Genomic DNA, 7,454 nt, shown 5'->3' with positions numbered 1-7,454 from the left:
TATGAAAACATTATAGGAGTAATAGGTAGCGCTATAATCACAAAAATTATAAATCAATCGCTTATAAAACATATACCTTCTTTAAAAAATAATTTTATTGCCTATAATACTCTCAAAATAGGACGTGGCATTGCCCGCATAGAAATCGCTCGATATATTATTAATAGCAATATGTATAGTAAATATGCAGAATTACGAGCAGATAATGGAATTCCCAATGAAAAAGCATTGCTCGAAGCTCAAGCACAAGAATTTCGTCAAGAACATGAAGAACTATTAGGTGTTATTGATGACATAAAGACATCCTTATACAAACAAATCATAAACAGGCCAGAAATGCATAGAGAAATGCTTAATACTCCTCAAGTATTAGCTATGAAAATACTACCTAAGAAGTGGTTTGATACACCGCTTATAACAAATATAGTTTGCTATCCACGATCAACTCATCCCTGTGGTAGACAGCGTGAATTAAATTTTTTACATAGAATAAATTGTATTACAAACAATCGCTCAAGAATTGCTTAAGCGAGCTGAACATACAAACAATCAATTATATTTTTTGTAATTTTACTAACAGTTTTTTACCATAGAATGCAATCGCATAAACCAGAATATTTTTAATTGATTGAGCCTTTAGCTCTTGAGCATAATTTTTTCGTTAACTTGCGTAAGTGCTTCATCAGCGGTTTTTTCAAATATTTGTTGGCTATCAGAAGTTGCTTTTTTACATTCAATAATAACACCCATTAATGATGCATCTTTTGGAATAAGCATAAGATCATAACGACCATCGCCACTTTCACGGTTTGATCTGATATCATATGCATCACTTAAAAAAACCAATATACCAATCATAAATAAATGATAATTTTTTCCGGTTCATCATGAGAAAAATCATAATAACTCATACTATTGACTACAAATTCTTGTAATTATTTTGAAAAACGATCAACATCACCATTTTTTAAATGCATTAAGCATCAGTGCAATAGTTGTGCTTTTCAATGAATCTTCAAAAATGGAATTAACATGCGCTCATAAACGCCTTTAATTTCCTGATTTGGTATAATCATTGTGTACTAATACAATATTCTAGCCTACATTGTGTTATAAAAAAGACAATATAATCATTAGCTTCATAGCTATTTATAATTAGCCATACAGCTTATAATGTATATCTTTAAAAATTTCAAGATCTCTTTGACATATTTTCTATTTGCGATATACTTATAGTTGATAGCTGATAATTAATTAATTTTAAAATGATGCGATCAGTTAATCTTAAAAACGTTACCTATATTTTTATCAAGGAGACAATTATGTTCATAAAACAACTATCCTTATTATCATTATTATTTTCCATTGGTTTTGTTTTTTCTAACCCAATACTAAGAAAATTGAATGAAAAAGAAAATGCCTTAAAAGAAGCGCGAAAAACAGAAAAAATTGTAACAGAGAAATTAAATGCCAACCCGCAAGGACAACTGTATCGAGAAAAATTACATGAATGGCATAACTGTACAGATAAAAATGATCATAATGCCTGTGAAGAATTCTATCATGCCCTTGAACTAGCCTTAATAGACGTCAAAGAAACAGAAGAATATCAACATGAATATAAACCGGTTCGTTACAATGTTGAACATTTGGAATGGACCATCTCAGGTCTTAAGATAATAAACAATTCTAGAGGTTATTATGGTTTTAGTCTTGATACAATGCAAGCAGCCGTTGATAGCATAAATATTCCAATAGACAGTAATGAATCTCTTGCATTTCTTGAGTGGGCAGAAAATTCACGCCCTCTACAAACAGATGTAAAAAATAAATTGAATGATTTAATAGATAATATAAGAATATGCAGAAAAAGCTGGAATATTTGGAAATACTTTCAGAGTATAAAAAAAATTAATCAATTTTAGCATACTAAAAGTAAATTAAGTGAGGATGGTAATATACAAAAGCCATCCTCTTTAATTTAAATTTACATGTGCTGTTGCCATTCATATGGTAAAGTATCAATGGTGAGCTCAGCAAACAGTTCCTTATTGCCTGAAAAAATTTTTGCTAAGGTTGAAACAAGCAATGATTTTCCAAATCGTCGTGGACGAGCAAAAAAATAATATTTTCCATTGGTGATAATATTGTAAATATATTTTGTTTTATCTACATATGTATAGTTTTCTTGTATTAATATAGAGAATGTTTTTTATGCAAGATGATTTTTTTTAGTAAGACATATAAAAGATTTTTTATATGTTTAGGTGCAAGCTTTTGTAATTTTTTATGCGTAGCTAATGTATTTACGGAATTTTTAAAAATGTGATAATCAGCGCTAACGCTGTGGCATAACGCAAGAGTATGTGCTATTTTTTGAGTAATCACTACCGGATCATACTGTTATAATAAATCAAAACACTGAATCTATCTGATAAAACTTTTATTAAATAACTTCTCAATTTCATCACCTTGCGTAATTTTTTCAAGACCATAAACAGTAATGTTCTCAGATAGCGGAAATGTTTGAGCGCCCGGGTAGACAACAATAAGATGATCAAGCTTTAAATCAACCAAAGCAATGCGCATAGATTTAGTAATTTTTGGTGCATCGGTGTATTTTAATTCAAAGCCAATACGCTTATTATTTTTCAAAATTAATAAATCTAACTCAGCATCAGCTTGTGTTGACCAAAAATAGCACTCTTCCGCTGAGGCGCTTGATGCAGCAATAATTTCTTCCAAGGCAAATCCTTCCCAAAATGCGCCAAGTCTTGGGTGTGTATGCAGTTGTTCATTACTCGTTAATTCAAGCAAGGCATTTAAAATACCGCTATCGCGAAAATAAATTTTAGGTGATTTTACTTGTCTTTTTTGCAAATTTTCAAACCAAGGTACTAGTTCTCGTATCATAAATGTGCCTGCTAAAATATCAAGATATTTACGAACTGTATGATCGGAAACACCTAAAGACCTTCCAAGTTCACTTGCATTAAATATTTGTCCATGATAATGAGCAAGCATTAACCAAAATCTTCTCATTTGTGGTGCAGGTATATTAAAACCAAGGCTCGGAATATCACGTTCTAAAAAAGTTGTTATATAACTTTGTCGCCATAGATAGCTATCTGCATCATTTTCAGCTAAATAAGAATTTGGAAATCCACCACGCAACCACAATTGTGCGCTGTTGTGCACCTCAGACAATGAAAATGGTGGTAATTCTATATAACCAATTCGTCCAGCCAGTGTTTCTGATGATTGCATAATAAGGTCTCGTGAAGCGCTACCTAAGATAAGAAATCTCTTTTTTCTTTTTTGTGCTTGGCGAGTCAACAAAACATCTTCATCCAACGGAACTCTAGTTGCGTCAACAAGAATTCGTAATATTGGAAACAAATCAGGTCTTCGTTGAATTTCATCAATAACAATTAGCTGTTGTGAAATATTTTCCAATGCAAGCATAGGATTTTGTAAACGCTCAAGATCTAAAGAATTTTCTAGATCAAAAAAATAAGCATCTTGAGGAAAATGCTTTTGAATATACATTTTAGCAAGTGTTGTTTTTCCAACTTGACGCGGGCCAAGCAATGCACAAACTGGATGCACACGAAAGTGAGCAGTAATTTTATTTAAAAATCTTTCTCTTTTCATAAAAAGTTCCTTGTAATTTCGAAGTCTAAGTTCGAGTTTACAAGGAACTTTTATTAAAATCAACCATTTAAGGATTTCTAGCGCCATTCAATTAATGGTTGTGGTGGATAGCATGCAATAGTTTTCATTTCTGAATTATACTTATTTCTGTGTAATTCAATAACTAATCGATTAAATTTATTTGGTGAAAGTTTTATGTGTTGATCATCTTCTATGGGTTGTATTTGTGTCCATGAGAATGAATCATAACCTAGGTCTAAAAAGCTTCTATCTTTAGAACGGCAATATCCTGTGTATAATGACTTTTCGTCGTACCATTGTTTATTTTTTTGTGCTCTAATATTTTTCTGTATCTCAAGCTCCTTTGCTGCTATCCATTGATCAAGTTCATCCTGTGAAATCTTTGAATTATTCCTAGAATTTCTTCGCAATTGTTCTTTGTTATATTCTGCCAATTGTAGCTCCTCAAACCAGCGTTTTAATTCGGGCGTTCCAATGCAAGTTTGAACTCCTGGCATGTGTTGTGCGGCAAAAGAAGGGATACTTTGAGTGATAATGCATGCAATAATAAGAGATAGTTGTTTCATTTATGTGCCTTTGTTGTAGTGTAAAAAATATATTTTTTTAGTAGTATAGCAAATTAAGAGATGATAGTGTTGAGATTTAGTTTTTTATATTTTAGTTGGGAAAAAGATGAAGAGTAGAAATATTGTTTCTGTGCTATGCGCATCGATTGTTTACGTGTCAAATACATGTCCAATGTTGATTCCTGCTGTTAAGCGAATACCGCGTTCTCTCTATTTAAATACATCCTCTCCAGTTATTCAAAAAAGAAGTATAGATTGTACACAAATTCTTCAAGGATTAGTAGAATTGCCGATAGCCTGTGTATTTTTAGGAGTCCCTGCCTTAGCTGGTTGCGCTATTGTTGGTCTTGTTGGTGTTACTATTGGTGAAGTTACTCTCGTTATTGCAGGTCGAGTTGCTGAAATAATAGTACATTCTTTGAATCGAAAAAGTGCTTATAAATATGTTAATGCGGTTGATGCATGCAGTAGTGCATATGTTACAAAAAGTTTTTGTAAAAGTTGTGTATGTAGTAAAGATGGCAATTCCACAAAATTTTTAGAAAATATTGATCGTGGATGGCCCACTCGGATGCAATGTTTGGAAGATATAAACAAACGATATAATCAATGTTGCTTGGTCGAATCAGAAGTAATAGATAATTTTTGGTTTGAGTCTAAAAATGCAATCATTGATATAGAAAAGTATCGCAATAAATTTGGTCTTATTACGCATAAAAAAGAATGTTTATACAATGCTATAAAACTTATGCAACAAGATATGCCTAATTTGCAAAAAAAATCAGAAAAATTGTATGCTGAACGATTGGGATTGTTAGCTGTATCAGAAGAAGTCAAAAATTGTGTTGTACAACAAGAAAAAATTAATGAAATGAATAAAATCATTACAAAAGTTATTAAGCAACATCATATGCCTATAAAAAGACAGCCAAAGTTTAAACAATTGAACAATGTATTAGCATTAAAACAACCAACGGAAATTGAATAAAAAAATAACGGATAAAAAAAATAAAACAAAGGTGCTAATATTCATCAAAAGAAGATGATATAGCAAAATGTAATTCACGTTGTTAAAGAATGTATTATTCCCAACATTATCAACCAACAGATTGTACAGTAATAGCGCATAATATAAAAAATATATAATTGCTTAGAGAGCATAATGCAGATATCAATGTCCAAGACTATAGAGGCAACATACCAATTACGCTTACTAGCTACGAAACTAAAGATGAACAAGCTGAAATGGAAAGTTACTTTTGTCCTATGGTTCTCGTGAAAAAGGCATACTTACTCTTTAATACTGTTGGGTGTAATTAAATAATGTAGATGAGTTAAAGCAACCAACGAAAAAAGAGTAGAAAAAGAACAATGATGAGAAGCGGGGTCTTTATAATAATTATTTTATAATCCTCGCTTTTTCCACCATTCATCAGTTTTGAATTCTTCCGGTACTAATTTTTTCTGCTCTTTACTATCAGGATCATCAAGATCATATTCTTCTTTGAGAACCTCTAACCATTCATCACGTAAATCTTTGGGCAAGGGTTTAGCACACCATGGACAGTAATTAATCTCGTATATAATCATAGGATTTTTTATTTTTATATAATATTCTTTATACTTTTGTAATCACTGCGATAAATAATAAACAATAGACGATGTTACATGTACTAAAATTCAAAATTATCGGGTAACACTGTTTATGCAGTAAAAATTGACTAGAATACAATGTTAGTGGATTTTCTTTAAAGTTTTTTTAGATCGAACTCATGTTGCTTGTAATCCATTTTCTAAAAGCAATTTGGCAATGAGCAATGACTGTGTATAATGCAATGAAATGCATTTATGCAAATCGGTTTTGAGTATATATATTTTTTTGATAAAATCTAAGATATGAAAAATCACACCATCATACGATAGGAAAAACAATATATGAAAAAACAAGTAATTATAGTGTTGATAACTGTTTTACTAATTAACTTTACTGCACAGGCCATGGAGCAAGGATTAATCTGTAGTAGTACACTTGATCAACTGCCCAAACACGAGTTGAACATAATCGGAGGATTCACAAAAAGAACGGGTAAAGATACACTGCGATGTATCAACAAAATTCTCAATAAAAAAATAATTTCACAAGATGATTTATATGCACAATATGCTACAGCAAAGCAAAATAATGATCAAAAAACAACGAATCAATTACAATATTACAATACATTCATCCCTCATATGACTTTTGAAACAATCAATACTATTAAAAATAATAATATGCGCCTAGCAGAATGGTGTTTAAAAAAATTTACTAAAGGTACTGCTTTTATTGAAATAAAGTGTATTGATAGTGCCATTGAAACTGGAGAGGTAGATCTGGTAAAGATGGTATTTCGTTATTGTTCTGACGATACTAAAAGCCATGTTGCAAATAGAATAGTAATGGGTGCTGCTACGAATGGACATCTTTCTATAATTAAAGCTTTTCTTGAAACATATAAAACATTTATAGATTTTGATGCAGCTATCTATTCTGCATAACAAAATGGAGATCAGACAATTGCCAGTTTTCTTACAGAGAAGAAACCATGTTGGCATTATCAAAAAAAATCAACAAAAAAATACTAATCATAAACCTGAGAAATCACTATGATCACAACAAAAAATATTGTTTTTTGTTCAATTCTATTTGCTAGCATTCACAGCTATGCAATGGAGCAAAACAATACACGTTTAACGCTGACAAAAGAACAAGCTACAAACATGAAAGAAGAGGTGTCCAGTCATATTTTTAGAAATAATGAAAAATTTTATTGCCTGGATAACGATGTTGCAGAATTAATTCAAAAAAATTTGGAATTACAGATAGCTTTTAAAAATTGTAAAACTTATATACAGCCTCCGGAAACAAAAGAGTCACGTTTTGAACAATTTAGTATAATTGTTGATAGTCTTGTTAACGATAATCAATAATCTTAAAATTCAATGTACGCACTAAAAAAAATAAGTACGTTATTACCTAGAACATAATAACATACTTATTTTTTTAGTTATTAATGGCGGATGTGTATCTAATATTTTTCAACATAATGATATTGGTAATAAGCTTTTAATGCCTCTTTAATTTTTAAAAACTTAGTGTCATTAGTTCGCCAAAATCGAAGATCTGCTAATGATAGTAGCATATCTATTTCTTCCTGCGAAATCAGAAAACGT

General features: G+C 30.9%; 8 protein-coding genes and 1 pseudogene. 5 read left to right on the top strand and 4 right to left on the bottom strand.

The genetic code is table 11. The features are described from left to right. Window positions 1–528, top strand: a 528-nt coding sequence (locus VLB80_03330) for a hypothetical protein (protein ID HSC25218.1), incomplete at its 5' end; no start/stop codon positions are given. A gap of 108 nt (window positions 529–636) precedes the next feature. Here the strand turns inward: VLB80_03330 and VLB80_03325 are convergent. Beyond that, a pseudogene (locus VLB80_03325) lies at window positions 637–864 on the bottom strand (PD-(D/E)XK nuclease domain-containing protein). 458 nt (window positions 865–1,322) lie between these two features. Between VLB80_03325 and VLB80_03320 the strand changes: the two are divergent. After that, window positions 1,323–1,925, top strand: a complete 603-nt coding sequence (locus tag VLB80_03320) for a hypothetical protein (protein ID HSC25217.1) — start codon at window positions 1,323–1,325, stop codon at window positions 1,923–1,925. A gap of 502 nt (window positions 1,926–2,427) precedes the next feature. On the opposite strand, the gene VLB80_03315 is transcribed toward VLB80_03320, so the two are convergent. Next, the gene (locus VLB80_03315) at window positions 2,428–3,654 is read right to left on the bottom strand and encodes an ATP-binding protein (protein HSC25216.1); all 1,227 of its coding nucleotides are present in this window, start codon (window positions 3,652–3,654) and stop codon (window positions 2,428–2,430) included. 77 nt (window positions 3,655–3,731) lie between these two features. Next, on the bottom strand, window positions 3,732–4,241 hold the full coding sequence (locus VLB80_03310; GenBank protein ID HSC25215.1) for a hypothetical protein: 510 nt from the start codon (window positions 4,239–4,241) through the stop codon (window positions 3,732–3,734). Window positions 4,242–4,347: 106 nt separating this feature from the next. Between VLB80_03310 and VLB80_03305 the strand changes: the two genes are divergently transcribed. Continuing rightward, complete coding sequence (locus tag VLB80_03305; GenBank protein HSC25214.1) at window positions 4,348–5,229, top strand: hypothetical protein; 882 nt, start codon at window positions 4,348–4,350, stop codon at window positions 5,227–5,229. Window positions 5,230–5,645: 416 nt separating this feature from the next. Here the strand turns inward: VLB80_03305 and VLB80_03300 are convergent, their stop codons facing one another. Then, complete coding sequence (locus VLB80_03300) at window positions 5,646–5,831, bottom strand: hypothetical protein (protein ID HSC25213.1); 186 nt, start codon at window positions 5,829–5,831, stop codon at window positions 5,646–5,648. Between the two features lie 345 nt (window positions 5,832–6,176). On the opposite strand from VLB80_03300, the gene VLB80_03295 reads away from it, so the two are divergent. Continuing rightward, the gene (locus VLB80_03295) at window positions 6,177–6,779 is read left to right on the top strand and encodes a hypothetical protein (protein ID HSC25212.1); all 603 of its coding nucleotides are present in this window, start codon (window positions 6,177–6,179) and stop codon (window positions 6,777–6,779) included. Window positions 6,780–6,887: 108 nt separating this feature from the next. Beyond that, on the top strand, window positions 6,888–7,211 hold the full coding sequence (locus tag VLB80_03290) for a hypothetical protein (protein ID HSC25211.1): 324 nt from the start codon (window positions 6,888–6,890) through the stop codon (window positions 7,209–7,211). Window positions 7,212–7,454 lie beyond the last annotated feature (243 nt).

The sequence above is a fragment of the Candidatus Babeliales bacterium genome (assembly GCA_035455925.1).
GTDB lineage: Bacteria > Babelota > Babeliae > Babelales > Vermiphilaceae > SOIL31.
The sequence above is the reverse complement of the archived record's forward strand: the minus strand, read 5'-3'. Positions and strand labels throughout refer to the sequence as shown.

What these genes read in the sequence shown, in the direction of transcription:
- VLB80_03320 (HSC25217.1), top strand. Translation starts at nt 1,323, where the DNA reads ATGTTCATAAAACAACTATCCTTATTATCATTATTATTTTCCATTGGT.
- VLB80_03315 (HSC25216.1), bottom strand. Translation starts at nt 3,654, where the DNA reads ATGAAAAGAGAAAGATTTTTAAATAAAATTACTGCTCACTTTCGTGTG.
- VLB80_03310 (HSC25215.1), bottom strand. Translation starts at nt 4,241, where the DNA reads ATGAAACAACTATCTCTTATTATTGCATGCATTATCACTCAAAGTATC.
- VLB80_03305 (HSC25214.1), top strand. Translation starts at nt 4,348, where the DNA reads ATGAAGAGTAGAAATATTGTTTCTGTGCTATGCGCATCGATTGTTTAC.
- VLB80_03300 (HSC25213.1), bottom strand. Translation starts at nt 5,831, where the DNA reads ATGATTATATACGAGATTAATTACTGTCCATGGTGTGCTAAACCCTTG.
- VLB80_03295 (HSC25212.1), top strand. Translation starts at nt 6,177, where the DNA reads ATGAAAAAACAAGTAATTATAGTGTTGATAACTGTTTTACTAATTAAC.
- VLB80_03290 (HSC25211.1), top strand. Translation starts at nt 6,888, where the DNA reads ATGATCACAACAAAAAATATTGTTTTTTGTTCAATTCTATTTGCTAGC.